Annotated in this window: 19 protein-coding genes and 1 other annotated feature; of the genes, 3 read left to right on the forward strand and 16 right to left on the reverse strand. The window is 49.5% G+C overall.

Going from position 1 to position 25,334, the window contains the following annotated elements; all coding sequences use genetic code 11:
• Positions 1–35: 35 nt before the first annotated feature.
• The 3 genes from BKD12_RS03670 to rpoB all read right to left on the reverse strand — a co-directional run bounded on the left by BKD12_RS03670 (position 36) and on the right by rpoB (position 8,888).
• Positions 36–1,121 (reverse strand): M24 family metallopeptidase, encoded by a 1,086-nt coding sequence (locus BKD12_RS03670; protein ID WP_070088030.1) that lies wholly within the window; start codon positions 1,119–1,121, stop codon positions 36–38.
• 178 nt (positions 1,122–1,299) lie between these two features.
• A complete protein-coding gene (gene rpoC, locus BKD12_RS03675) occupies positions 1,300–5,004 on the reverse strand; it encodes a DNA-directed RNA polymerase subunit beta' (protein WP_070087971.1) in 3,705 nt (1,234 codons plus the stop codon).
• Between the two features lie 14 nt (positions 5,005–5,018).
• Positions 5,019–8,888 (reverse strand): DNA-directed RNA polymerase subunit beta, encoded by a 3,870-nt coding sequence (gene rpoB, locus BKD12_RS03680; RefSeq protein WP_070087972.1) that lies wholly within the window; start codon positions 8,886–8,888, stop codon positions 5,019–5,021.
• 315 nt (positions 8,889–9,203) lie between these two features.
• Between rpoB and BKD12_RS03685 the strand changes: the two genes are divergently transcribed.
• From BKD12_RS03685 to BKD12_RS03695, 3 genes are read left to right on the forward strand one after another with little or no spacing between them, the layout of a single operon-like run.
• On the forward strand, positions 9,204–10,952 hold the full coding sequence (locus BKD12_RS03685; protein ID WP_070087973.1) for an ABC transporter ATP-binding protein: 1,749 nt from the start codon (positions 9,204–9,206) through the stop codon (positions 10,950–10,952).
• The gene (locus tag BKD12_RS03690) at positions 10,945–12,702 is read left to right on the forward strand and encodes an ABC transporter ATP-binding protein (RefSeq protein WP_070087974.1); all 1,758 of its coding nucleotides are present in this window, start codon (positions 10,945–10,947) and stop codon (positions 12,700–12,702) included. The genes BKD12_RS03685 and BKD12_RS03690 overlap by 8 nt, the downstream gene beginning before the upstream one ends.
• A gap of 24 nt (positions 12,703–12,726) precedes the next feature.
• On the forward strand, positions 12,727–13,863 hold the full coding sequence (locus tag BKD12_RS03695) for an SLC13 family permease (protein WP_070087975.1): 1,137 nt from the start codon (positions 12,727–12,729) through the stop codon (positions 13,861–13,863).
• 69 nt (positions 13,864–13,932) lie between these two features.
• Here the strand turns inward: BKD12_RS03695 and rplL are convergent, their stop codons facing one another.
• The 13 genes from rplL to BKD12_RS03755 all read right to left on the reverse strand — a co-directional run bounded on the left by rplL (position 13,933) and on the right by BKD12_RS03755 (position 25,289).
• Positions 13,933–14,310: a 50S ribosomal protein L7/L12 gene (gene rplL / locus BKD12_RS03700; protein ID WP_070087976.1), complete on the reverse strand. Its 378-nt coding sequence runs from the start codon at positions 14,308–14,310 to the stop codon at positions 13,933–13,935.
• 45 nt (positions 14,311–14,355) lie between these two features.
• Positions 14,356–14,952: a 50S ribosomal protein L10 gene (gene rplJ / locus BKD12_RS03705; protein WP_070087977.1), complete on the reverse strand. Its 597-nt coding sequence runs from the start codon at positions 14,950–14,952 to the stop codon at positions 14,356–14,358.
• Between the two features lie 37 nt (positions 14,953–14,989).
• Positions 14,990–15,126: a sequence feature (ribosomal protein L10 leader region), on the reverse strand.
• A 40-nt stretch (positions 15,127–15,166) separates the two neighbouring features.
• Entirely contained in the window at positions 15,167–15,433 is a 267-nt protein-coding gene (locus tag BKD12_RS03710; protein WP_141736926.1) for a hypothetical protein, read from the reverse strand.
• Positions 15,408–15,896, reverse strand: a complete 489-nt coding sequence (locus tag BKD12_RS03715; protein WP_242872695.1) for a winged helix-turn-helix domain-containing protein — start codon at positions 15,894–15,896, stop codon at positions 15,408–15,410. Before BKD12_RS03715 ends, BKD12_RS03710 begins: the two co-directional genes overlap by 26 nt.
• 123 nt (positions 15,897–16,019) lie before the next feature.
• A complete protein-coding gene (locus BKD12_RS17610) occupies positions 16,020–16,283 on the reverse strand; it encodes an L-2-amino-thiazoline-4-carboxylic acid hydrolase (protein WP_408606935.1) in 264 nt (87 codons plus the stop codon).
• Positions 16,284–16,295: 12 nt separating this feature from the next.
• Complete coding sequence (locus tag BKD12_RS03720; protein WP_070087979.1) at positions 16,296–17,684, reverse strand: ABC transporter ATP-binding protein; 1,389 nt, start codon at positions 17,682–17,684, stop codon at positions 16,296–16,298.
• Complete coding sequence (locus BKD12_RS03725; RefSeq protein WP_070087980.1) at positions 17,681–18,376, reverse strand: energy-coupling factor transporter transmembrane component T family protein; 696 nt, start codon at positions 18,374–18,376, stop codon at positions 17,681–17,683. Before BKD12_RS03725 ends, BKD12_RS03720 begins: the two co-directional genes overlap by 4 nt.
• Positions 18,376–18,975 (reverse strand): MptD family putative ECF transporter S component, encoded by a 600-nt coding sequence (locus BKD12_RS03730; RefSeq protein WP_070087981.1) that lies wholly within the window; start codon positions 18,973–18,975, stop codon positions 18,376–18,378. The genes BKD12_RS03725 and BKD12_RS03730 overlap by 1 nt, the downstream gene beginning before the upstream one ends.
• A gap of 30 nt (positions 18,976–19,005) precedes the next feature.
• A complete protein-coding gene (locus tag BKD12_RS03735) occupies positions 19,006–20,787 on the reverse strand; it encodes an ABC transporter ATP-binding protein (RefSeq protein WP_070087982.1) in 1,782 nt (593 codons plus the stop codon).
• On the reverse strand, positions 20,784–22,538 hold the full coding sequence (locus BKD12_RS03740) for an ABC transporter ATP-binding protein (RefSeq protein WP_070087983.1): 1,755 nt from the start codon (positions 22,536–22,538) through the stop codon (positions 20,784–20,786). The genes BKD12_RS03735 and BKD12_RS03740 overlap by 4 nt, the downstream gene beginning before the upstream one ends.
• Entirely contained in the window at positions 22,519–23,991 is a 1,473-nt protein-coding gene (locus BKD12_RS03745) for an ABC transporter ATP-binding protein (RefSeq protein WP_070087984.1), read from the reverse strand. Before BKD12_RS03745 ends, BKD12_RS03740 begins: the two co-directional genes overlap by 20 nt.
• Positions 23,991–24,689: an energy-coupling factor transporter transmembrane component T gene (locus BKD12_RS03750; RefSeq protein WP_070087985.1), complete on the reverse strand. Its 699-nt coding sequence runs from the start codon at positions 24,687–24,689 to the stop codon at positions 23,991–23,993. Before BKD12_RS03750 ends, BKD12_RS03745 begins: the two co-directional genes overlap by 1 nt.
• Positions 24,690–25,289, reverse strand: coding sequence for an MptD family putative ECF transporter S component (locus BKD12_RS03755; protein ID WP_070087986.1), 600 nt, complete (start codon positions 25,287–25,289; stop codon positions 24,690–24,692).
• Positions 25,290–25,334: the final 45 nt, after the last annotated feature.

Genomic DNA, 25,334 nt, shown 5'->3' on the forward strand with positions numbered 1-25,334 from the left:
TTGTATTTTCACAACTATTCAGCCGTGTTTTTTGCTTATTCCTCCGGAACTACGATCAGATCTTTTGTGAAGTGATTCAGAACTTCGCAGCCATCCTCTGTGATGATTACCAGGTCCTCGATGCGGACACCGATATTCTCATCCGGAAGGTAGATACCCGGCTCTACAGAGAAGCACTGTCCAACCTGGATGATATCTTCATTTACTGAAGAAACATCGCCGAACTCGTGATCCTCAAGTCCGATAGAATGTCCGGTTCTGTGAGTGAAATACTGTCCGTATCCCTTCTCTTCGATGTAATTTCTTGCCGCCAGGTCTACATCACACATGCGGTTGCCCGGTTTTGCAGCTTCGATACCGCGTCTGTTTGCTTCGCATACAATGTCATAGATTTCTCTTGCGCGGTCGGAAACCTCACCAATAAATACGGTTCTGGTCATATCTGATGCATAGTTATCCTTGAACGCTCCGATATCCAGGATTACGCAGTCGCCGCGTTTTCCCTTGGAATCATCTGTTACATGATGCGGGTCAGCTGCACCGTGTCCATATGCGGTGATCGGATCAAAGGATACGTCCTCGCATCCCAGTTCTTTGTAGATCTCACGCATCTTTGCGTTCAGTTCTTTCTCTGTCAGGCCCTTTACTACCCATGGAATGATCCTCTCCATAGCGATATCGTTGATTCTGGAGGATTCTCTCATCAGCTCCTGCTCTTTTTCATCTTTGACCATACGGATGTAGTCAATGATCGGTGATCCATTGACAAACTTGCTTCCGCCGCCCAGCTCCTGCAGACGGATCAGGAATTTGGAAGGCCATGTCTTGTCGATTCCCATCACTTTGTCTTTTTCTACAAATCTGCTTAAGATCTCTACTCCGTCCTCAATATCATCATAGTAGGTGATTGCTACTCCAAGATCTGATTCCTGCGGGAACAGCTTGTTGATGATCATCTGATGATTGCCGTTTACATTCAGATACAGCGCCAGGAGTCTTTCTCCCGGGAAGATCCATTTTCCAGTCAGATAGAAGATCGCAACCGGATCGGAAATGATCATCTGAGGAACTCCTTTTTCTTCCATTGATTTCAATACTCTAGATACTTTGTTCTGGTCCATTTTTCCCCAACCTTTCTTTAAAAAGACATTCAAGATCAGCAGTAAGCCGCCGATTCTTTCCAAAAAATATTATAGTATCACCGTCCCGAAATGTCAATTTCTTCCCTTTCGTTCCATAGAAAAAAGGGAAGCCATTTTCAGGCTTCCCTTCTGCTTGACAATTCTGATAACTCTGTCTCTATTCTTCTGCCGTGACAGCTTCCTCTGGCGCCGCTTCTGCAAACACGCCTTCCTCAGCTGTATCCGGGAGCTCTTCTGCGCCGGCGTCTCCGATCACAGTATCTTCTCCCTCCAGCTCTTCCTCGCTGAACATAATCTCATCATCCAGGGACATATCTGTATCCAGGCGGATATCGCGGTATTTGTGCATACCGGTACCTGCCGGAATGTGTTTACCGATGATGACATTTTCCTTCAAGCCTACCAGCGGGTCAATCTTGCCCTTGATAGCTGCTTCCGTCAGTACCTTGGTGGTCTCCTGGAAGGATGCCGCGGACAGGAAGGAATTAGTAGCCAGAGATGCCTTGGTGATACCAAGCATGATCTGTTCTCCGGTAGCCGGAGTCTTTCCTTCTTTTTCCATCTGCTCGTTGACGTCCTCGAATACCAGACGATCCACATTTGTGCCCGGAAGGAATTCGGTATCTCCTGCTTCCTCCACACGTACTTTCTTCAGCATCTGGCGCACGATCACCTCGATATGCTTATCGTTGATATCAACACCCTGCAGGCGGTATACACGCTGTACTTCCTGGAGCATGTAGTCCTGTACGGCACGCAGTCCTTTGATCTTCAGGATATCATGCGGATTTACACTACCTTCTGTCAGCTCATCGCCGGCCTCCAGTTCCGCGCCGTCCTGGATCTTGATCCTGGATCCGTACGGGATCAGGTACGCCTTGGACTCGCCGGTCTCGTGATTAGTCACGATGATCTCGCGTCTCTTCTTCGTATCATTGATAGTAGCGGTACCTGCAAATTCTGTGATGATCGCAAGTCCCTTCGGCTTTCTTGCCTCAAAAAGCTCTTCGACACGGGGAAGACCCTGTGTGATATCGTCACCGGCCACACCACCGGTATGGAAGGTACGCATGGTCAGCTGGGTACCAGGCTCTCCGATGGACTGTGCGGCGATAATACCTACAGCCTCACCTACCTGTACCGGCTCGCCGGTCGCCATGTTGGCGCCGTAGCACTTCGCGCAGACACCGCGGTGAGAACGGCAGGTCAGGATGGTACGGATCTTGATCTTTGTCAGAGGCTCTCCGTTTTCATCCACACCTTTCTTTGCGATCAGCTCAGCACGCTTCGGTGTAACCATGTGGTTTGCTTTTACCAGCACATTGCCGTCTTTATCTTTGATATCTTCGCACAGATAGCGTCCTGTGATACGCTCCTGTAAGCTCTCGATCTCTTCATTGCCGTCCATAAATGCCCTGACATACATTCCCGGAATCTCAGCACCCTCATCCACACAATCTACATCGTGGATGATCAGTTCCTGGGAAACGTCTACCAGACGTCTGGTCAGGTATCCGGAGTCGGCGGTACGAAGCGCCGTATCGGAAAGTCCTTTACGCGCTCCATGGGCGGACATGAAGTACTCCAGTACGTCCAGACCTTCACGGAAGTTGGACTTGATCGGCAGCTCAATGGTACGTCCTGTCGTATCTGCCATCAGACCACGCATACCTGCAAGCTGTTTGATCTGCTTGTCAGAACCACGGGCTCCGGAGTCCGCCATCATATAGATGTTATTGTATTTATCCAGACCGGAAAGCAGTGCCTCTGTCAGTGCATCGTCGGTTGCCTTCCATGTCTCTACGACTTCTTTGTAACGCTCTTCCTCCGTGATCAGACCACGCTTGTAGTTCTTGGTGATCTTATCTACGGTATCCTGTGCCTGTTTGATCATCTCAGGCTTCTGCGGCGGCACGGTCATATCAGAAATAGATACGGTCATAGCCGCGCGTGTGGAGAATTTATATCCGATGGATTTTACAGCATCCAGCACTTCCGCGGTAGCTGTGGATCCGTGGGTATTGATGACCTTCTCCAGGATCTGCTTGAGCTGTTTCTTTCCAACATGGAAATCTACCTCAAGCAGCAGCTCGTTTCCTTCCTGCTCTCTGTCTACAAATCCAAGATCCTGTGGAATGATTTCATTAAACAGGAATCTTCCCAGTGTAGACTCGATCACACCGCTCTTTACGGTTCCGTCCGGCATAGTCTTGTTTACGCGGACTTTGATCTTGGAATGAAGGGTAATTGCCTGGTTCTCATAAGCCAGCAGCGCCTCATTGACGCTCTTGAACGCTTTTCCTTCTCCTTTTGCCCCCGGACGCTCCTGGGTCAGATAATAGATACCCAGTACCATATCCTGAGACGGCACCGCAACCGGGCCTCCGTCAGAAGGCTTCAGAAGGTTGTTCGGTGACAGCAGAAGGAAGCGGCACTCTGCCTGCGCTTCTACGGACAGCGGAAGGTGAACCGCCATCTGGTCTCCGTCGAAGTCCGCATTGTAAGCGGTACATACCAGCGGATGCAGCTTGATCGCCTTACCTTCTACCAGGATCGGCTCGAAGGCCTGGATTCCCAGACGGTGCAGCGTAGGGGCACGGTTCAGCATAACCGGATGCTCTTTGATGACGTCTTCCAGTACGTCCCACACCTGCGGCTCCAGTCTTTCCACCATCTTCTTGGCGTTCTTGATATTGTGTGCAGTTCCGTTCTGCACCAGCTCTTTCATAACGAAAGGCTTGAACAGCTCGATCGCCATCTCTTTTGGCAGACCGCACTGATAGATCTTAAGTTCCGGTCCGACTACGATAACGGAACGTCCGGAGTAGTCGACACGTTTACCCAGCAGGTTCTGACGGAAACGTCCGGATTTACCCTTCAGCATGTCAGACAGGGACTTCAGGGCTCTGTTTCCAGGTCCTGTGACCGGACGGCCGCGGCGGCCGTTGTCGATCAGGGCGTCCACTGCTTCCTGCAGCATTCTCTTTTCATTTCTTACGATAATGTCCGGAGCGCCCAGCTCTAACAGGCGTTTCAGACGGTTATTTCTGTTGATGATCCGGCGGTACAGGTCATTCAAATCGCTGGTGGCAAAACGTCCGCCGTCCAGCTGTACCATCGGACGCAGATCCGGCGGGATCACCGGGATAGCAGTCAGGATCATCCACTCCGGCTTATTGCCGGACTCGCGGAACGCCTCTACTACCTCCAGACGTTTCACGATACGGGCCCGCTTCTGTCCGGTAGCGCCCTTTAATCCTTCCTGCAGTTCTTCATATTCTTTATCCAGATCAATAGCCTGCAGAAGCTCCTGGATGGATTCTGCTCCCATTCCTACACGGAAACGGTTGCCCCAGGTCTCTCTTGCTTCCTGGTATTCCTGCTCAGAAAGCACCTGTTTATACTGAAGATCGGTCTCTCCTTTGTCCAGCACAATGTAAGAAGCAAAGTACAGAACCTTCTCCAGTGTCCGCGGGGACAGATCCAGGATCAGTCCCATACGGCTCGGGATTCCCTTAAAGTACCAGATATGAGATACCGGCGCTGCAAGGGCGATATGTCCCATACGCTCGCGGCGTACGCTGGACTTCGTAACCTCTACTCCACAGCGGTCACATACCACGCCTTTATAGCGGATCTTTTTATATTTTCCACAGTGGCACTCCCAGTCCTTGCTTGGTCCGAAGATCTTCTCGCAGAACAGACCGTCTTTTTCCGGCTTCAGCGTTCTGTAGTTAATGGTCTCCGGCTTGGTTACCTCTCCCCGGGACCACTCGAGAATCTTTTCAGGCGATGCCAAACCGATCTTTATCGCATCAAACGTCATTGGCTGATAAGTTTGTTCTTTACTATTTTCTGGCATCCTGGCACTCCTTCCTATTCATCATCTGATAAATCATCAAATGCAAAGTCATCAGTTTCTTCAAATTCCAGTTCGTAATGATCTTCTTCCGGCTCTTCTTCCACATCTACCAGCTCTTCTCCCTGGAATTCCTGCTCCGTATACCCCTGAGCGCCAAGATTATCATCCTGACGGTATTTCCTGTCTCCTTCGATGAGGGAGCGGAAATCTGTCTCGCCCATGTCTACGGTTTCCATGATCTCGACCTCTGTATTGTCGTCTCTTAAGACGCGCACATCCAGGCCCAGAGACTGCAGCTCTTTTAAGAGCACCTTGAAGGACTCCGGAATACCCGGCTCAGGAATATTTTCACCCTTGATGATGGCCTCGTAGGTCTTCACACGTCCGATCACGTCGTCAGACTTCACGGTCAGGATCTCCTGCAGGGTGTAAGATGCGCCGTACGCCTCCAGTGCCCAGACTTCCATCTCTCCGAAACGCTGTCCGCCGAACTGTGCCTTTCCACCCAGCGGCTGCTGTGTTACCAGAGAGTATGGTCCGGTAGAACGTGCATGGATCTTATCGTCTACCAGATGGTGCAGCTTCAGATAGTGCATGTGTCCGATGGTAACCGGGCTGTCGAAATATTCTCCTGTACGGCCGTCACGCAGACGCACCTTACCGTCTCTGGAGATCGGCACGCCTTTCCAGAGTTTTCTGTGCTCACGGTTGTCAGACAGATACTGCAGCACTTCCGGAAGCAGCTCTTCTTTATGCTTTGCCTCAAACTCTTCCCAGCTTAAGTTGACATAATCGTTGGCCAGGTCAAGAGTATCCATAATATCATTCTCGTCCGCACCGTCGAATACCGGTGTGGCAATGTTGAATCCCAGTGCTTTTGCCGCCAGAGACAGATGGATCTCCAGTACCTGTCCGATATTCATACGGGAAGGTACACCCAGCGGATTCAGCACGATATCCAGCGGCCGTCCGTTTGGCAGGAACGGCATATCCTCTACCGGAAGCACACGGGAAACGACACCCTTATTTCCGTGACGTCCCGCCATTTTATCTCCGACAGAGATCTTTCTCTTCTGTGCAATGTAAATGCGCACTGCCTGGTTTACACCCGGTGACAGCTCGTCGCCATTTGCCCTGGTGAATACCTTGGCATCTACAACGATACCATATTCGCCGTGCGGAACTTTCAGAGATGTATCTCTGACTTCACGTGCCTTTTCACCGAAGATCGCACGGAGCAGACGCTCCTCAGCGGTAAGCTCGGTCTCTCCCTTCGGAGTTACCTTTCCTACCAGGATATCTCCTGCACGCACTTCCGCACCGATGCGGATGATTCCTCTCTCATCCAGGTTCTTCAGCGCATCATCACCAACGCCCGGAATGTCACGGGTGATCTCTTCCGGCCCCAGCTTGGTATCGCGGGCTTCTGCCTCATATTCTTCAATGTGTACGGATGTGTAAACATCATCCTGTACCAGTCTTTCACTTAACAGTACCGCATCCTCGTAGTTATAGCCTTCCCAGGTCATAAATCCGATCAGCGGGTTCTTTCCAAGAGCCATCTCGCCATTGGATGTGGACGGTCCGTCAGCGATCACTTCGCCTGCCTCCACGCGGTCTCCCTTGAAGACGATCGGTCTCTGGTTGTAGCAGTTGCTCTGGTTACTTCTTAAGAACTTGGTCAGCTTATATTTCTTTAAGTTGCCGTCGTCCTGGCGGATCGTAATCTCTGCAGATGTGGAGCGCTCTACCACGCCGCCTTCTTCTGCGATCACGCAGACTCCGGAGTCCACTGCTGCTTTTTCTTCCATACCAGTTCCAACGACCGGAGCCTCGGTCATCAGAAGCGGAACCGCCTGACGCTGCATGTTGGATCCCATCAGCGCACGGTTGGCATCGTCGTTCTCCAGGAACGGGATCAGCGCTGTTGCCACGGAGAACACCATCTTAGGCGATACATCCATGTAATCAAACATGCTTCTTTCGTACTCCTGTGTCTCTTCGCGGTAACGACCGGAAACATTTTTATTAATGAAGTGTCCTTCTTCATCCAGAGGCTCATTGGCCTGTGCCACGTGGTAATTATCTTCCTCATCCGCCGTCATGTATACGACTTCATCCGTAACCACCGGATTTTTCGGATCATCGTGGTTGATCTTGCGGTACGGAGCCTCTACGAATCCGTACTGATTGATTCTGGCATAGCATGCCAGGGAGTTGATCAGACCGATGTTCGGACCTTCAGGCGTCTCGATCGGACACATTCTTCCATAGTGGGAATAGTGTACGTCACGCACCTCGAATCCGGCACGGTCTCTGGACAGACCTCCCGGTCCCAGGGCAGACAGACGTCTCTTGTGCGTCAGCTCACCCAGCGGGTTGTTCTGATCCATGAACTGGGACAGCTGGGAGGATCCAAAGAACTCCTTCACTGCTGCCGTTACCGGCTTGATATTGATCAGGGACTGAGGGGAGATTCCCTCCAGATCCTGTGTGGTCATACGTTCTCTTACCACTCTCTCCAGTCTGGAAAGTCCGATCCGGTACTGGTTCTGCAGAAGTTCGCCTACAGAACGGATCCGCCGGTTGCCCAGGTGGTCGATATCGTCATCATTTCCAAGGCCATACTCCAGATGGATATTGTAGTTGATGGAAGCCAGGATGTCCTCTTTTGTGATGTGTTTCGGGATCAGGTCATGGATATCCCTCCTGATGGCATGCTTCAGTTCATCCACATCGCCTGCCGTCTCTTCCAGGATTCCCGCCAGAACCGGATAATATACCAGCTCCGTAACCCCTACTTCTTCCGGATCCACATCTACGATAGATGTAAGATCCACCATCATATTAGAAAGGACTTTAATGTTCCTCTCCTCGTCCGGACGCTCAATCCACACATAAGGAACTGCCGCATTCTGGATCTGGTCTGCCAGCTCTCTGGTCACCTTGGTTCCTGCTTCCGCGATCACTTCGCCGGTGATCGGGCTTGCAACCGTCTCCGCCAGCACATGGCCGCTGATACGGTTGCGGAGCATCAGTTTTTTATTAAACTTGTATCTTCCTACCTTCGCCAGGTCATAACGTCTCGGGTCAAAGAACATGCTGGTGATCAGGCTTTCTGCACTGTCAACTGCCAGCGGCTCTCCCGGACGGATCTTCTTATACAGTTCCAGAAGTCCTTCCTGATAGTTGGTTGCCGCATCCTTTTCAAAGCTCGCCATGATCTTCGGCTCTTCGCCAAACAGCTCGATGATCTCCGGATTTGTACCGATTCCCAGCGCACGGATCAGCACAGTGATCGGTACCTTTCTAGTTCTATCTACTCGTACATAAAAAACGTCATTGGAATCAGTCTCATACTCCAGCCATGCCCCGCGGTTCGGGATCACGGTAGAAGAAAACAATCTTTTGCCTAATTTATCATGTGCGATCGCATAATAAATACCAGGTGAACGCACCAGCTGACTTACGATGACACGCTCGGCACCATTGATCACAAACGTACCGGTACTGGTCATCAGCGGCAAATCACCCATAAAGATCTCATGCTCGTTGATCTCATCTGTTTCTTTATTATGAAGTCTTACCCTTACCTTCAGCGGTGCCGCATAAGTTGCATCCCGCTCCTTACACTCTTCGATCGAGTATTTCACATCGTCCTCGCACAAGGTAAAGTCAACAAATTCCAGACTTAAATGACCGCTGTAATCAGCAATCGGAGAAATGTCATCAAACACTTCTTTTAATCCCTCATCCAGGAACCACTGATATGAATCCTTCTGGACTTCGATCAGATTCGGCATCTGAAGCACTTCTTTTTGCCTGGAATAGCTCATGCGTGAACTCTTTCCGCTTTTGATGGGACGAATTCTGTTTTTCTCCATATTGACGTTTCACTCCTCATATATTTTTTGTCGGGCTACGAGTCGCCCATAACAGTTGCAAAACCTGTGGATTTCTCATGTTTTCTCTCTTGTATACAAGGATTTATGGCATAAGTTTCCACAATAGCGCATTTTTTATATTATCATACCTTGTCAAGGCTTGTCAACGAATTTTTATGAATTTTCTAATTACAGTTCCCGTCGCCTTCCTAATATGGTAAAATAAACCGATATCTTCCGAGCACATTTTTATATTATATAGGAAAGAAAAGATATCTTTGAGCACCTGTACTGATAAAAAGGAGAGTTTTCTTTATGAAACGATTAATGAGCTATTTAAAACACCATCCAGTCATCACTCTGCTGGCTCCCTTGTTTAAAATGCTGGAAGCGACCTTCGAGCTTTTTATTCCTCTGGTAGTCGCAAGAATGATCGACATCGGCATAGCAGGCAAAAACCCCGCTTATCTCTGGAAAATGGGCGGCCTTATGATTCTTCTTGGAATCATCGGCTTTACTTTCTCTTTGACCGCCCAGTACTTTGCTGCAAAATCCGCTATTTCCACAGGAAAGATGATCCGGCGCGACCTGTTTACGCATATTAACAGTCTGTCCTATCAGGAGATCGACACCATCGGGACTTCCACGCTGATCAACCGGATGACCGTAGACGTAAACCAGGTCCAGAACGGAGTCAATATGTTTCTCCGCCTGTTCCTTCGCTCTCCCTTCGTTGTCATCGGCGCCATGATCATGGCCTTTACCGTAGACATAAAAGCGGCGGTTCCGTTTGCCGTCACCATTCCCGCACTTCTGGTGGTAGTATTCGCTATCCTTTTGATCAGCATGCCTTTATATAAGAAGGTACAGAAACAGCTGGACAAGATCCTTTTAAGCACCCGGGAAAATTTGCTGGGAATCCGGGTGATCCGGGCCTTTTCCAGACAGGAGTCAGAAAAAGCAAGATTTCAGGATGAAACTGCAGATTTTTATAAGAAACAGGTTTTTGTCGGGAAAATATCTGCACTTCTGAATCCCATGACCTATGTGATCATCAACCTGGGTATCATAGCCATCCTGTATTTCGGCGGGCACCAGGTAGATGCCGGAAGGCTGACCCAGGGACAGATTATTGCTTTGATCAACTACATGTCACAGATTCTGACCGAGCTTGTCAAGCTGGCAAATCTGATCATTTTGCTGTCCCGGGCCATGGCAAGCCTTTCCAGGGTCAACACTATTTTTGAACAAAAGTCCTCCATCTCAGCCGAAGGAACGCCACTGGAAATCCCGGATCCTTCTTGCGGCAATATCCCTGCCGTGGCATTTGAAAATGTCGGTTTTACTTACGCCGGGGCAAAATCCAAGACTCTGCAGGGTCTTTCTTTCACCGCTATGCCAGGGGAAACCATCGGTATTATCGGAGGAACCGGCTCCGGGAAGTCTACACTGGCAAGCCTCATCCCCCGCTTTTACGACAGCACCGAAGGAACCATCCGGCTGTTCGGACAGGATATCCGCCGGCTGGCGCCCGCTTCCATATGCCGGCATATCGGTATCGTCCCCCAGAAAGCCGCCTTATTCTCCGGCTCCCTGCGACAGAATATGCAGTGGGGAAAACGGGACGCCTCTGACGAAGAGATTTACCAGGCTCTCACAATTGCCCAGGCAAAGGATTTTGTGGATGCAAAAGGATTGGGACTTGATCTTGCCATTCAGCAGGGAGGCTCCAATCTGTCCGGCGGACAGAAGCAGCGCCTCACCATTGCCCGCGCTCTGGTAGGCGCGCCGGAAATCCTGATCCTGGACGACAGCGCTTCCGCCCTGGACTTCGCCACAGACGCAAGGCTCCGCAAAGCATTAAAGGAGTCTACCGGTCACAGCACCGTATTCCTGATCTCCCAGCGGGTTTCCGCCGTCAAAAGCGCAGACAGAATCCTTGTCATGGAAGACGGACATATCGCCGGATGCGGCACCCACCGGGAACTTCTGGAAACCAATCCTGTCTATCAGGAAATCTGCGCATCACAATCTGTCAGAAAGGAGGCAGGCATTCATGCTTAATCGAAAAAACACACAGAACCCTCAGACACTGCGGCGGATCCTCCGGTACATCCGTCCTTACCTGCCACTGGTGGTTTTATCCCTCGTCCTGTCCGTTCTGACCGTCGCCCTGACTTTATACGTTCCGATCCTGACCGGGCACGCGGTGGATGCGATCGCCGGAGAAAACCTGGTAGATTTCCAGACCCTCTTTACCTTGATCACCGGCATCTCAGTTTCCATTTCCATCACAGCCATTGCCCAATGGACCATGAACCATGTCAATAATCTGATCACCTACCGGATCGTGCGATCCTTACGCACCCAGGCCTTCGAGCATCTCCAGGAGCTGCCCCTGTCCTATGTGGACCGCCACTCCTCCGGAGATCTGATCAGCCGGATCATCACGGATATTGATCAGTTTTCCGACGGCCTGCTTCTGGGCTTTACCCAGGTGTTCACAAGCAGCGTCACCATCCTTGGCACCATCGGCTTTATGCTCAGCATCAATCCCTGGATCACCCTGGTCGTGGTGGTTTTAAGCCCCATGTCCTTCCTGGTGGCCAACTTTATTTCCAGAAAATCCTTCACCATGTTCAAGAAGCAGTCCGAAACCCGCGGGGAACTGACCGGCTTTACCAACGAGATGCTGGGCGGCATCAAAGTAGTGCAGGCCTTCGGGCATCAGGAGGAAGCGGTCCGGGAGTTTGAAGAGATCAACGAACGGCTTTACGGATATTCCTTAAAAGCTACCTTCTTCTCTTCCATCACCAACCCCTCCACCCGGTTTATGTACTCCTGCATCTATGCAGGTGTGACCATCGCCGGCTGCTTCGGTGTAATCCGGGGGATGCTGACAGTAGGACAGCTTTCCAGCTTCCTAAGCTACACCAATCAGTACACCAAACCGTTCAATGATATCACCAGTGTGCTGACCGAATTCCAGAACTCCATCGCCTCCGCCGCCAGAGTCTTTGCATTTCTGGATGAGGCTGCCGAGACCCCGGAGCCGGAAAACGCCAAAGTACTATCCGATCCAAAAGGAGATATCCGCCTGGAGCATGTAGACTTTTCCTACGCACCGGACATTCCATTGATCCAGGACTTAAATCTGCATGTAACGCCGGGGCAGCGCATCGCCATCGTCGGTCCCACCGGCTGCGGGAAGACTACGCTGATCAACCTGTTGATGCGGTTCTATGACGTCCGCTCCGGATCCATCATAGTGGACGGCTGCGACATTCGGAATCTGACCCGCCAGTCTCTTCGCAGCAGCTACGGAATGGTTCTCCAGGAGACCTGGCTCCGTTCCGCTTCTGTCCGGGACAACATCGCCTATGGCCGCCCCGACGCCCCGGAAGAGGAAATCATCGAAGCCGCAAAGAAGGCCTACGCCCACAACTTTATTATGCGCCTGCCGAACGGGTACGATACCATCATCACCGAAGGCGGTGAAAATCTGTCCCAGGGCCAGAAGCAGCTGCTCTGCATCGCCCGCATCATGCTGTGCCTGCCACCGATGCTGATCCTGGACGAGGCCACCTCCTCCATCGACACCATGACAGAGCTCCGGATCCAGCGGGCCTTCGAGAACCTGATGAAGGGCCGCACCAGCTTTATCGTCGCCCACCGGCTCTCCACTATCCAGAACGCAGACGTGATCCTGGTCATGGATCAGGGACATATCATCGAAAAGGGAACCCATGAAGAACTGCTGGCAAAAGGCGGTTTCTATGCCAACCTGTACAACAGCCAGTTTGCTCCGACATAATACCGCCCGCATGGAGAAATAGAAATGGCAAAGACAATCCTGAAAAACATCCTGAAAAATGAAACTGTATTTTGTGCCGCACTCCTTTTGGCCATCCTGTCCGCTTTTCTTGTGCGGCCCGATGAAGCATATTTTACCTATCCGGACTGGAGAACCATAGCGCTCCTGTTCTGCCTGATGATCCTGGTGGCCGGGCTCAGGTCCAAAGGGCTTTTCACTTTGCTGGGGCATGCGCTTCTTAAGCGGGCAGACAGCCTGCGAGCCCTGTCAGCAATTATGGTACTCCTTTGCTTCTTTTCCAGCATGATTATCACAAATGACGTCACATTACTTACCTTTATTCCATTTACCATGCTGGTATTCCGGATGACCGGGCATGAGGACCGGATCGTAAAGCTGGCAGTTCTGGAGACAATCGGAGCAAATCTGGGGAGCATGGCCACCCCTATCGGCAATCCCCAGAACCTGTATTTATACTCTATCTCAGGCCTTACGATCAGTCAGTTTGCCGCAGCTGTACTGCCCTATGCCGGCCTGTCTCTTGCACTTCTTCTGGCAGTATGCATCATCGGCCGGGACGAGCCACTGATGGAGGTAGCTGCAGGTACAGACTGGCATCCAGATAAAAGGCGTATGGCTATGGAAGTCCTGCCCTTCCTAGTCCTCCTTCTCCCGTGTCTTTTAGTGGTCTTCCACATCCTTCCATACCTTCCGGTACTTATTTGTGTGGCAGCCGCCGTGGCGCTCCTGGACCGCAGGCTTTATCTGGAGGTAGACTATTTCCTCCTTTTTACATTCCTCTTTTTCTTTATCTTTGTAGGAAATATGAAACGCATCCCTCTCGTCAGCGACGCCCTTGTTCAGGCTGTCACCGGCCAGGAACTGCTGGCAGGAATCCTGGTCAGCCAGATCATCAGCAACGTACCGGCAGCAATTCTCCTCTCCGGCTTTACCGGACAGATACAGCCGCTCCTTACAGGGGTAAACCTGGGCGGACTAGGAACACTGATTGCCTCCCTGGCAAGCCTGATTTCTTATAAAATCGTAACAAAAAAGTATCCCGGAAGCAAACGGCGCTTCTTAAAGGTTTTCACCGCCTGGAACCTCCTGTTTCTGACCATCCTGGTTCTGGAGGCCATCCTTCTTGGCAAAGTGTCATAACGACAAATGGGGACGTGCACTTTTACAAAAAGTGTACGTCCCCATTTTGACAAACCTTCCGGTCTGCAATTATTTCATGTTAACTTCAGCGCCTTCAGCCTCAAGTTTAGCCTTGATCTCCTCAGCCTCTGCCTTGGAAACAGCCTCTTTTACTACCTTCGGAGCTTCGTCTACCAGAGCCTTAGCCTCTTTCAGTCCAAGACCTGTGATCTCACGAACAACTTTGATAACTTTTACCTTGGATGCTCCAGCGGATACCAGTTCTACATCAAACTCATCCTTCTCTTCTGCTGCTGCAGCTCCATCTCCGCCTGCTGCTGCTACTACAACGCCTGCTGCTGCAGATACGCCAAATTCTTCTTCGCAAGCTTTTACAAGATCATTTAACTCTAATACAGATAACTCTTTGATAGCATCAATAAATTCTGCTGTTGTCATTTTTGCCATTTTATTTTCCTCCATTTTTATTTTAAATATTTTGTTTCTTCCGGTTTACTCTTCTGCCGGTGCTTCTTCTGCTGCAGGTGCCTCCTCTGCCGGAGCCTCCTCTGCTGCAGGAGCTTCTTCTGCCGCTTCCTCAGCTGGAGCAGCTTCGCAGTTCTCTGCGCCGCCCTTTTCTGCAATCTGGTTCAGGACACGTGCAAGGTTGGTGATCGGTGACTGCAGGCTTCCAAGCAGCTTGGACAGCAGTTCTTCTCTTGATGGGATCTTAGACAGTTCTGTCAGTCCGTCCACATCATATAATGTGCCTTCAACCACACCCGCTTTCAGCTCCAGGGCCTTTGCGTCTTTTGCAAATTTGCAGAGAATTCTTGCCGGTGCTGTTGCATCATCTTTGGACACAGCGATCGCACTCGGGCCTTCCAGATGCTCATCCAGAACAGCAAAATCTGTTCCTTCGAACGCTCTTTTCATCATTGTGTTCTTATAAACCTTGTAGGTGATCCCAGCTTCTCTTAACTGTTTACGCAGTTCTGTATCCTGCGCAACTGTCAGTCCGCGGTAGTCTACCAGCACAACGCTTGCTGCATCTTTGACATCTTCTGCAATAGCCTGTACGATTGGTTGTTTTAATTCCACTTTTGCCACGAATAATATACCTCCTTATAAGATTTTTGACTGCTTTCAGGAAATATAAAAAGCCTCCATGCCAATAGACATGGAGGACTCATAAATTCAACACGCGAATCTAACTCTCCTCGGCAGGCGTATCTCTACTTACGCTTTCGCACCTGCTGTCTTCGGCAGTCTTTAGATAAAATAGCATATTCTTACCGCACTGTCAATAGATAATCGCATAAAATCAATAAAAGAATTTTTCAATTAATTCTCTTTCACGAGACACATCATATTCCGAATCGGCAATTAGCTTGTCATAAAATTTGTTCAAGAAATCTAGGCCGCTTTTGTTCAGCAATCCTTCATGCAATGAAACATCATCGTCTATACCAATTTCCAAAATCTCTTTTCCATCTTGATTCAGCATATCATGTTCTTTTAACCACTCAAAAATGAATTCAAAATGAGCAATTTCACTTCTTTTGCTATGTGGTGTCAAATTTATAGCCAACACCACGCACACCGATAATATAATCTGAAATATCAGGGGATGTTTTGAGCTTTTGTCGTAGCCGACTCATTATGTTATGGATCGCAGTAAGCTCATTCTCAACATATTCCTCACCCCACACATGGTAGGCTATGGTTTCAAAAGTCATTACCCGTTTTCGGTTCATAAGCAATAAATAAAGAGTATTAAACTCCCTGGCTGACAAATCCACCTTTTCTCCTCGGATAGATACCTCCCTTTCTTCCAAACAAAAATATAGCTCACCTTCTTGGATTTCTGTCAATGGCAATTCCACATCTGCCTGTAGGGTGGAAGTATGAGAAATAACATATGAATTTTCAGCAGGAGCGCAATCCTGTTTATTCCTGGTAAGAACATAATGAGTTAACTCCCTTTGTTGCTCTGCATCCAGCAAAACAAACAATTTTTCCCCAATTTGTTTGCCGGGTTCCCCTAAATCCAAAACGGCTAATTCCCCATAGTCCACCACCTCCTATTAAAAACTTTAAGGTATCTTCAACTTATCGCATTTTTACCTATTCGGCTATAATAACTCTTCTCATTTAATCGCTTGTTTTACTTCCAATTAAAGACAAGAAATCCTAGTTGATAGGTAGAAACAAACTGTACTTTCACAGAAAATAGAAACCAACTCTGGAACACCATAATACTTTAACCTATCAACATAAAAGCACTCATGACAGTTCCATTCGATTCCATTACAATCATTTCGTTTCCATTCCATCTTCCAGCCTGGATCGCCAAATTCCATTCTAACTGATAAAGAACACATTTTTCTAAGTAACTTTTGAAAACTCGTTGCGCTAATAATATGCTCCAACCTGCACACTATTGCCAGTAGTCATTGACACAGCTCCCATTGAAAATTGCAGCATGACTGCATCAGCTCCTTATCATGTGTAATGACCAGTATCGTTTTTCCTTCGGCTGCGGCCTCTGTCAATACAGCGGCAATTTTGCGCATATTTCCCCCGTCCAGCCCTGACGTGGGCTCGTCTAACAGCAGGATTTCCCTGCCGGATAACAGCCCGCAAGCAATGGAAAGCCGCTGCTTCTGACCGCCGGAAAGGGCGGCCGGGTGCGCATCTTTATAAGCATACAGGCCAAGTGTTTTCAGCAGCGCCCTGGCCCGCTCCAGCCGACCGGGAGAAGCATCGGAATGAAGCAGCAGTTCGTCTGTGACGCTGGTGGTAAAAAACTGGGTTCCCGTATCATTGGAGCTGTACCACACCGCTTTTCTGCGCTTTCCGGCAGACAGACTTTTGCCGCCGATATAGACCTCCCCGCTGCCTGGCTTTTGCAGCCCCGTCAGCGCCATGGCAAGGGTAGTTTTGCCCGCGCCGTTTTTACCAGTGACGGCGGTAATCAGCCCGGCAGGCAGAGCGAAATTCAGGTTTTCAAAAATGATGGCCTTTTTTCGCCTGCAGGTCAGATTCCTGCAGAAAAGGTGTTCCTCCCCGGCGCTTGCGGGAAGCATCGGCAGAGAAATCTCCGTTTCCGCGATTTCCCGCAGGCCGTACCGTTTTCGTTCCTCATCTGAAAGCTCCCTCATCTGCGCCGGTGTCTTTTCCCATTGGATCGTTCCCTCCGACACATAGACGAAACGGTCGACAATGCCGCTCAGCCATGCCAGCCGGTGTTCCGCTATAATCAGGGTGTTTCCCTCGTCTTTCAGCTTTCGGAGTATGTCCGCAAGCCTTGCAGCTCCCTCGCTGTCCAGATTTGCCGTAGGCTCGTCGCAGACATAGGTGTGGGGCCGCAGCGCGTAGACCGACGCCACCGCCACGCGCTGTTTCTCGCCGCTGGACAGCACATCCAGAGGGCGCAGGCGCAGCGCATCTAATCCCAAAGATGCAATCGCTTCCTCCGTGCGTGTCCGTATTTCCTGCTTCGCCATTCCATAATTTTCACAGGCAAAGGCAATCTCCCCGGCAAGCTCCGAGGAAAAAAACTGACTCTTGGGATCCTGGAACACGCTTCCAATCTCCTGCCCAATCCTCCAACTGGGAAGTGTTGTAATCTCCGTGCCGTTTACCGATACGGAACCCTTTTGCGTTCCCTGATAATAAGAGGGAGCCAGACCGTTGATCAGCCTTGTCAGCGTCGTTTTTCCGCCGCCGGACGGACCTGTCAGCACGACACATTCCCCGTCATGCACGATAAGGTCGATATCATGGACACCCTCCCCGCAGCCCTCATATTGAAATGACACATTCCGCAGAGTAATCATATCCGCACACCTCCCACAACAAGAAACACCGCCGTTACCACAGTCCAGAGCGCCAGCCATATAGAATCGCAGACGTCGGCCCTCTTTCCATAATAGCTGCCCCGTTTCCCAGGCCGTTCCGCTCCGCGGGCTACGGCGGAAACAGAGAGCTGGTCGGCGATCTGCAGGCAGCGCAGCAGCAAGGGTACAAACACATACTCACAGGATGCCGCCGGGTGGCTGACAAGCTGGGTCGGCGCGGTCAATCCCCGGTTGCGCATGGAGAGCCAGACACTCCGCAGCTCTGACTTCATGGTGGGAAAAAAACGGAACATGACCAGCAGGCCGAGAATTACAGGAGTCGGCGTGTGAATACGGGATAAAAAGGACGCCAATTCGCCGGGCGGTGTGGTAATGAGATCCCAGGACACCAGGAACACCGGCGTCAGGGTCCAGAACATCAGCACATAAAATTCCGAGAAAACCGCCGGATGAAAGTCATGGAACCGGATCAGGTACAGCAGAATCCCAAGCAGCGCATAAAAAACTGCCATGGAGCGCAGCAGCCGCCAGTTGCGCTGTGCTCCCAGATAGGCAAATCCCGTGACAGTAAGGACGCAGGTCAGCACCGTGTCCGCAGTCAGAGATATGCCGATGATTGTACAGGCAAGCGCCCACAGCTTTACTGGAATGGCAAAATTCCCGCGGCGCATTACAGGACTCCCGCTTTTTTGAAATGCTTGTTGACCAGCTTCCCGCCGACCAGACTGCCAAGGAATCCGCCGAGCATTGTGAACAGGATGATGAACGCCAACCAGCCTGCGGAGGTATAATAGTGGACAAAGGAGTCAATATAGCTCTGCTCCATACCGCTGGAGAGTGCAAAGGCTTCGTAGGTATCCCAGAAGAACCAGATAGGCAGAAGGTTCACGCCATTGTACAGCAGACTTGCCACCGACCAGGCTGCCGTCATTTTCTTTTTGGATTCCCAGCCATCCCTCCATAAAATCGCCTCGCAAATGATACCAACGATGATATAATAGGGGAGCAGATACCAGTTTCCCATGATGAGGAACACAAGTCCCAGTATGGTCATGTAGACCAGCGTCACGAAGCGCTTATGTACCCGGCTTACCATAAGGAAATAAACAGGCGCACACAAAAACATGGTAAAGCCCACGGACAGCACCATACTGACAAAATCATTGGCCATGCAGACCATATTCACAATAAGCTGGATGACGATGAGCAGCACCGTAAGCAGCACCGTGGTGATCACATCCCTGACATTCCATTTCTGCGTTGTTTTCATTGAAATTTTCCTCCTGATTTTTATAGTATTTCAAAGGTTTCCGTCATTTGCCGACAGTTCCTCTTTTCTTCTGAGGTTCCAGCCGATTGCCGCCTTCCGCGTCTGGATGAAACGGCGGTACAGCCCCTGTTCTTCCATCAGTTCCCTGTGTGTGCCGCGCTGGACGATCCGCCCCTTATCCAGAACAAGGATCTGATCGGCATTCCGGACCGTAGAGAGCCTGTGGGCGATCATAAGAATCGTCTTGTCCTTCGTCAGCTCCGCAATCGCCGCCTGCAGCTCCCGCTCATTCTCCGGATCCACACTGGCGGTCGCTTCATCCAAAATGATGATCGGCGCATCCTTTAAGATCGCGCGGGCAATGGAAATACGCTGCCGTTCCCCGCCGGAAAGAGTGGCTCCGCCCTCGCCCACAAGGGTATGGTAGCCTTCCGGCAATGCCGATATAAACTCGTGGCAGCACGCTTTTTTCGCCGCCTCGATCACTTCTTCCGGCGTGGCGTCCGGTCTGCCGAATTTGATATTGTTTTCAATCGTATCCTCAAAAAGATAAACATTCTGGAACACAATGGAAAAATTTTTCAGCAGGCTGTCGCAGGTAAAATCTTTTACATCATGGCCGCCCACACGGATATTTCCTTTCTGCACATCCCAAAAACGGGCAATCAGGCTTACAAGGGTCGTTTTGCCGGAACCGGAAGGTCCCACGATAGCACAGGTTGTTTTCTCCGGAATGGTCACACTTACATCCTGCAATACATTTTCCTGTCTGTAGGCAAAGGAAACTTGCGCAAGCTCAATGTCATAATGATCCAGCGAAATATCCCCGCCATGTTCATCCAGTACAGGCGTATCCATAACGGCATCCATACGGTCCAGGGAAGCGTCAATGACACGGGCCACGGAAGCCATACTTCCCACCAGTTCCACACTGGAGTAGATCATAAAACTTGACACCAGCAGAAGCAGGCACTTGACAGGCGTGATCTCACCGCCCAACAGCAGATAAGGGGCAACGATTAAAATTGCTGATTTTGCCAGCTTGAAAATCGTCTGGTAAACGCCGGTCAACGAGGAAAAAGCACTTTCCAGAATGATGTTGGCGTCCGCGCTTTCCTCGATTGCCTGATTGACTGATTTTCCCGACATTTCTCCCAATCCAAAGGCTTTTACAACGCCCATTCCCTGGATATATTCCAGAAAACCTGTCACAAGATTCGCCTGCGCAGCCTGCCGTCTGGGAGACAGTCTTTTGCCCGCTTTCTGGATTCCCCCATAGACCAGCATGGAGACAGCCAATCCCGCAAACATCAAAAGTCCGATATGCCATTCATAAAAAAGCAGCCAGACGCCTATGACAAGGGCATGGATAAATCCTCCCGCCACCTTTTCCAGAACCATAACGGCATTGTTCTCAATATCTCCCAGGGTGGTCGTCACGGCGGCTACAATTTCGCCCAGCCGGTTTTCATTGAAATACCCCATGGGCACGTGCTTCATGTGTTCGCCTATTTCCAGCCGTTTTTCCGAACACATGGAAAAGCTGCCAAGCGTTCTCCGAATGCAGGATAAGTTGTTAAAAAAGATCCGTCCGGCAATGCTTACCACCATAATGGCAAAGGATACCCAAAGCGTGGAAACCGGCATAACGCCTCCCTCCGCCGCCGAAAGCAGCCCTGACAGAACCGTAAGGATCGCCATGATGGGCATCATCTCAAAGACAGAATCCAGCAGACTGAAAACAAAAGAAGCAATCAAATTCTTTCGCTGTTTCCCCGAAAAATCTAACAGCCGTTTGATCAGTTGAATCATGCTGACGCCTCCTCTCCCATATCTTTTGCGCTGATATGCGCAGTCCACAGCTCTCTGTAAAGGGAACTGTTCTTTAACAGCTCTTCGTGCGTTCCCTGGTCTTTGACGCACCCCTGATCCATTACCAGTATTCTGTCGGCTCCTACGATGGTGGAAAGGCGGTGGGCAATGACGATCAATGTTTTTCCCTTCACCAGTTCATTGATTGACGCCTGAATGACAGCCTCGTTCTCCGGGTCGGTAAAAGCAGTCGCCTCATCCAGCACCACCACGGGACTGTTTTTTAAGATTGCCCGGGCAATGGCAATGCGCTGGCGCTCCCCGCCGGACAGACTCCCGCCTCCGTCTCCAATCAGCGTATCATATCCCCTTGGCAGGGCAGAGATAAATTCATGGCAGCTCGCCTGCTTTGCGGCATTTACAATTTCCTCATCCTCTGCCCCCGGCTTTCCCATGCGGAGATTTTCCTTCACGGACAGATGAAAAAGGAAATTGTCCTGGGATACATAAGCCACGGTATCCATGACCTGTGAGAGTGGAATATTCCGTACATCCACGCCGCCAATCTGCACTTCCCCGCTGTCTGCCTCCCAGAAAGAAGCGATCAGGCGTGCCGCCGTTGACTTTCCTGAACCGGAAGGCCCTACGATCGCCGTCATACCGTCCGGCACCGCGTCAAAGCTGATCTGGTGTAATACTTCCGTATCCCCATATCCGAAGCAAACATCCCGGAAAGAGATATGCGAATTGGGAAGCGTTACCCGTTCTGTCGGCCGCTGCATTTCCTCCGTTTCCAAAAGCCCTGTAATCTCTTTGACCGTGGAATCCACCATAGCAAGACTATCCGTATATTGCAGCGCCTGAATCAGCGGCTTGACCAATCCAAGGGCGAGGATCATACAGGTAATGAAAACCGGTGCTTCCAGGCTGCCCTGTATATACAGATACGCGCCTAAAGGCAGCACACCCAGCAGACAGGAGGGCATAATGGAAATACCCGCCACATAAAAGCTGTTTGTCTGCTTAAACCAGGTGGTCTTTGCCGCTTCATTTTCCATCACGGCATCCGCATATCTGCCATAGGAAGCGGCGCTCTGGTTAAAGGCCTTGATGACTTCAATGCCGCCAATATATTCCACAATGGCGGCATCCATATTTTTCCCCGCAGTCAGTACACGGTCATACCGCTTTGCATAGTCCTTCATCATTCCCATGTAGCACGCAAGACCGATGGGAATCGTGATCAACGAAATCAAGGCAATGCGCCAGTCCAGGATAAAAAGATATACCATCATCAGAAACGGGACAAGAATATTCGCTGTCAGCTCTGGTATCATGTGCGCCAGCGGCAGCTCCAGCTTTTCCACCGTATCCACCAGCAGGGTTTTGAATTTACCGGAAGGTGTATCCAGAATATAACCCATGGGTACACGGGAGAGCTTCGCTGTCAACTCCGTCCGGATATTCTTTAAAATCGTAAAAGCCGAACGATGGCTAAGTATGGTAGAAACCGTTCCAAACCAGGTGCTCCCCAGATAGCCGAGAAGTGCGGTAAGCGCCCAGAAACCAATGGAAGTAAGGTCATAATTCTGTCCACAAATCTGAATCACAATCCGCGAAACCGCAAAATAGGGTACAATCCCACACACAGAGCCAAGTACCGCCAGTAAGACAGAGGCTGTCATTTTCCCTTTGCACTGTGTTGCAAACCGCAGGACCCAACTGAATGTGTTATTTTTTTTCTGTTCCATTTTCTGCTCCTTTCATTTTTTCTAAAACCGTTCCGCGCATGGTTCCAGATAAATCGTCTGATATTTTCCCATCCTCTAAGACCAGCACACGAGAGCAAATCGTCTGGATAAATTCATAATCATGGGTAATAATCAGCAGTATCTTCCCCTGTGCAGACAATTCTTTTGCAAGCCTCCCCACCTCCTGCATACTTTTTAAATCAAGCCCACTAGTGGGTTCGTCAAAAATCAATAACTCCTTTTCGCAAAGCAGACTGACCGCTACGGCAAGGCGCTGCTTTTGTCCCCCCGAAAGGGAGAGTGGGTGCCGGTCTTTGAAATCCAACAAATCAAGCCATTCAAGCGCCTTTTCAACTCTTGCGGTGTCTGGGGCTTTCACACCAAGCAAACACTCGGCTTCTACGCTATCCGTAAACAGTTGATGCCCCACATCCTGCATAACCATGTAAGAACACTTTCTCCGCTGTTTCTCCGCAAGAGCCTTTCCCTGTAGCAATACAGCCCCACTATCATTTTTTTGTAATCCACACAGGACACGGGCAAGCGTTGTTTTTCCCACACCGTTTTTCCCAACAACAGCAATGACTTCTCCGCCATGAGCAGTAAAACTCAGATCTTGAAAGATTGTCCGTTTTCCAAGACGGACTGATATTCCCTGCACTTCTAACTCATTGCTGCTTGTTTTTGGAGCAATAGCAGTTTTCTTAACATGAGACAGGCTTCTGCACCGAAGCCCCCTGGCAAGAATTTCACTTTCGGGCAATGCCTGAAAATCGTTAAGCGTCATATCCTTCAGAATTTTCCCACCGTGCATATAAACAACACGATCCGCAACATCCATCAGATACCAGATCCTGTGTTCCGCAATAATAATCGTTTTTCCCTGCGCTTTCACTCTTTGAAGCAGATCAGTCAGATCTTCAATAGCTCCCATATCCAGATTAGAGGATGGTTCGTCTAAGACAAAAATTTCTGATTCTGTTGCATAAACAGAAGCAAAAGCGATTTTCTGTTTTTCACCGTCCGAAAGTTCAAAAATATTTCTTTTACGGAGTGCAGACAAATTTAATTCGCGGCTGGTTTTCTCAAGGCTCTTTTTTAGTTTCTCTTGCGGCAAAGCCCGATTCTCCAAACCGAACACAATTTCACTGTCTGTATCTGTATTAAAAAACTGTGTGCGTGGGTTCTGAAAAACAGAGCCTACATAGTCTGAAATATCCGCAATATCGGTTTTCGTTACATCCAGCCCGCATACAGAAATTTCACCTGACAGTTCTCCGCTGAAAAAATGTGGAATAAGCCCGTTAATCAAGCGTGTAATTGTGGTCTTTCCACAGCCGCTTTCCCCGCACAGCAGAACACATTGTCCTTTTGGAATCTCAAGGGAAACATTATGCAGCCCATTATTCTCCTGCCCGTCATAAGAAAAGGAAACGTTTTTTAAAGAAATCATCAGAACCACCCCTTTCCATTTGCCAGGAACGCAAGAATAATCACGGTTATATACACAACCAAAATCAGCATATCCATCACATGAAAACGAACTGTTTCCATGCAGGTACGTCTTTGTACATGATCAATGCCTCTTGTAATGGCGGCCTGTGTAATTTCATCTGATATTTTAGAAGCAGATACCAGCATGGGGACATAAGTATACTCCATCGTCCGCATAGGATGGCGGAGAATCCCTGCGGCTGTTACAGGTATCCCCCGCAGAGCCATTGCATCCTTAATCGAATTCCATTCTTCCCCCATCGTAGGAAAATACCTCAGGGCAATAGAAAGAGAAATCGTGAACCCTTTCGGCAAGCGGAGCTTTCCAACCGCAGCTAAAAATTCGCTGACACGCGTGGTTGAAATAAGCAGACTTCCTAACATAAAGCAGGGAATCAGCTTGCGAATATAAACCGCAAACATATAAATAATGCCGCCGGCACTCACTGGCAATAAGGGAACAAGCCAAAACTGAATTGCCAGTAACACAAGAAACAACGCCGCATATTTTAAAGCCGTATAAATCTTCTTTGTACTAAGCAGTAGCAGAAAAGGTAATGCGGCAAAAATACACTCAATCGTAATACTCCCATTCAGAAAGACGGAAATACTTGTTATAGCTAAAATTAGTAATTTTGTGCGGGGATCTATCTTCATTTAAACAATCCCCGCCTTTTCAAAATGCTTTTTCAGCAGTTTTTTGCCAATAAAGCTGCCAATGAAAGCACAGAGAATTGTCCCAAGCAGCATCGCCGGAATAGCCCACCAGTTTGCGCCAATGGAATCAATTACACTAGAAAAAGAAGATACATCTCCTTTTTTGCTCATAAACTCATCAAACTGTGTCGGCATAATTGCCATTGGGACATAGGCTCCCATAGGAGACAGCGCAAATAAACAATAGGCCGCCATATTCTTTTTAAAGGATTTAAATCCACCGGATGCGCAGATGAAATCTGCGATAATACCCAACACCACAGAAAATGCTGACATCATCCAGAACATCCCGGTAATAAATAAAAGAATACCTGAAATAATTCCAAGAATTGTGATAGCTCCTCTTTTGGGAATTTTTGCTATGTAGAGCATAAATACGGTTCCTGTAAATAAAGCTACGATCATCGGCATAAACGGGAAAGTAATGGGTGTCATCTGCGCAATCCCACCGATGATGAATGCGACAGCCGCATAAATAAGCGAGAAGATACCGACAGAAATAAAATCTCGTGTTTGCAGTTTCTGTGATTTTTTGTTCATGATAATAACCTCCTGAATTTTATTAGTTAGAACAAGCTAACCGTA

The organism is Merdimonas faecis, from assembly GCF_001754075.1.
GTDB lineage: Bacteria > Bacillota > Clostridia > Lachnospirales > Lachnospiraceae > Merdimonas > Merdimonas faecis.

What these genes read in the sequence shown, in the direction of transcription:
- BKD12_RS03670 (WP_070088030.1), bottom strand. Translation starts at nt 1,121, where the DNA reads ATGGACCAGAACAAAGTATCTAGAGTATTGAAATCAATGGAAGAAAAA.
- rpoC (WP_070087971.1), bottom strand. Translation starts at nt 5,004, where the DNA reads ATGCCAGAAAATAGTAAAGAACAAACTTATCAGCCAATGACGTTTGAT.
- rpoB (WP_070087972.1), bottom strand. Translation starts at nt 8,888, where the DNA reads ATGGAGAAAAACAGAATTCGTCCCATCAAAAGCGGAAAGAGTTCACGC.
- BKD12_RS03685 (WP_070087973.1), top strand. Translation starts at nt 9,204, where the DNA reads ATGAAACGATTAATGAGCTATTTAAAACACCATCCAGTCATCACTCTG.
- BKD12_RS03690 (WP_070087974.1), top strand. Translation starts at nt 10,945, where the DNA reads ATGCTTAATCGAAAAAACACACAGAACCCTCAGACACTGCGGCGGATC.
- BKD12_RS03695 (WP_070087975.1), top strand. Translation starts at nt 12,727, where the DNA reads ATGGCAAAGACAATCCTGAAAAACATCCTGAAAAATGAAACTGTATTT.
- rplL (WP_070087976.1), bottom strand. Translation starts at nt 14,310, where the DNA reads ATGGCAAAAATGACAACAGCAGAATTTATTGATGCTATCAAAGAGTTA.
- BKD12_RS03720 (WP_070087979.1), bottom strand. Translation starts at nt 17,684, where the DNA reads ATGATTACTCTGCGGAATGTGTCATTTCAATATGAGGGCTGCGGGGAG.
- BKD12_RS03725 (WP_070087980.1), bottom strand. Translation starts at nt 18,376, where the DNA reads ATGCGCCGCGGGAATTTTGCCATTCCAGTAAAGCTGTGGGCGCTTGCC.
- BKD12_RS03730 (WP_070087981.1), bottom strand. Translation starts at nt 18,975, where the DNA reads ATGAAAACAACGCAGAAATGGAATGTCAGGGATGTGATCACCACGGTG.
- BKD12_RS03735 (WP_070087982.1), bottom strand. Translation starts at nt 20,787, where the DNA reads ATGATTCAACTGATCAAACGGCTGTTAGATTTTTCGGGGAAACAGCGA.
- BKD12_RS03740 (WP_070087983.1), bottom strand. Translation starts at nt 22,538, where the DNA reads ATGGAACAGAAAAAAAATAACACATTCAGTTGGGTCCTGCGGTTTGCA.
- BKD12_RS03745 (WP_070087984.1), bottom strand. Translation starts at nt 23,991, where the DNA reads ATGATTTCTTTAAAAAACGTTTCCTTTTCTTATGACGGGCAGGAGAAT.
- BKD12_RS03750 (WP_070087985.1), bottom strand. Translation starts at nt 24,689, where the DNA reads ATGAAGATAGATCCCCGCACAAAATTACTAATTTTAGCTATAACAAGT.
- BKD12_RS03755 (WP_070087986.1), bottom strand. Translation starts at nt 25,289, where the DNA reads ATGAACAAAAAATCACAGAAACTGCAAACACGAGATTTTATTTCTGTC.